Below are 830 nucleotides of genomic sequence, written 5' to 3'. Positions count from 1 at the left end.
CGCGTACTCAGGCGCCGCGCCGGTGCCCCCCGGACCATTGTTTTCATGCTGTGGTCCGACCCGCCCGAAGAACCGCCCCAGGAGCTGCGCGAAGCGCAGGCGATGCTCCACCGGGCGGGCATCGTGCTGGCCATCGGCATGGTGATCCTGTTCTTCATCCTCGGCGTGGCCTGACGCCTGCCTGTCCTCGGGACTGGGGATATGGCCCGTCGTCAGGAAGTGAACACCGGCAGCCGGTGGTGCCCGTTCGAGATGAAGCTGCTGACCTGCCGCAGTTCGGCGGCGGGCACGGCCGGCCGGAGCCGGGGGAACCGGCCGAAGAGCAGCGGCAGCGCGACGGCGGCCTCCAACCGGGCCAGGGGCGCGCCGATGCAGTAGTGCACGCCGTATCCGAAGGCCAGGTGCTCCTTGTCGGCGCGGGTGACGTCGAACCGGTCGGCGCTGTCGCCGTGCAGCTCCGGGTGGCGGCCGGCGGCGGCGTACGAGGCGATGATGGCGTCGCCCTTGCTGATCAGCGGGCCGCCGTCCAGGCGGATGTCCTCGATCGCGTAGCGCATCAGGATGTTGGCGACGGGCGTCTCGGCGCGCAGCGTCTCCTCGATGACGTCGTGCCAGGTGGCGTGGCCCGCCCGGACGAGGGCCAGTTGGCGGGGGCGGGTGAGCAGGGCGTGCACGGCGTTGTCGATGAGATTGACGGTGGGCTCGTGCCCGGCGCCGAACATCAGCAGCAGGGTGTCCACGAGCTCCGCCTCGCTCAGCCCCCGGCCGTCGCCCTCGCCCTCGCCCTCGTATCCGTCCCCGCCGCCCCCGCCGTCTCCGCCGTCTCCGCC

General features: G+C 72.2%; 2 protein-coding genes. One reads left to right on the top strand and one right to left on the bottom strand.

From position 1 onward, the window contains the following. Positions 1-45: 45 nt before the first annotated feature. Positions 46-174 (top strand): morphogenic membrane protein MmpB, encoded by a 129-nt coding sequence (gene mmpB / locus ACFU99_RS34095; RefSeq protein ID WP_384399575.1) that lies wholly within the window; start codon positions 46-48, stop codon positions 172-174. Between the two features lie 38 nt (positions 175-212). Here mmpB and ACFU99_RS34090 read toward each other — a convergent pair. Next, positions 213-830, bottom strand: a 618-nt coding sequence (locus ACFU99_RS34090; RefSeq protein WP_384399572.1) for a cytochrome P450, incomplete at its 5' end; no start/stop codon positions are given.

Origin of the sequence: Streptomyces sp. NPDC057654, assembly GCF_042800135.1 — a bacterium.
Classification (GTDB): domain Bacteria; phylum Actinomycetota; class Actinomycetes; order Streptomycetales; family Streptomycetaceae; genus Streptomyces.
The sequence above is the reverse complement of the archived record's forward strand: the minus strand, read 5'-3'. Positions and strand labels throughout refer to the sequence as shown.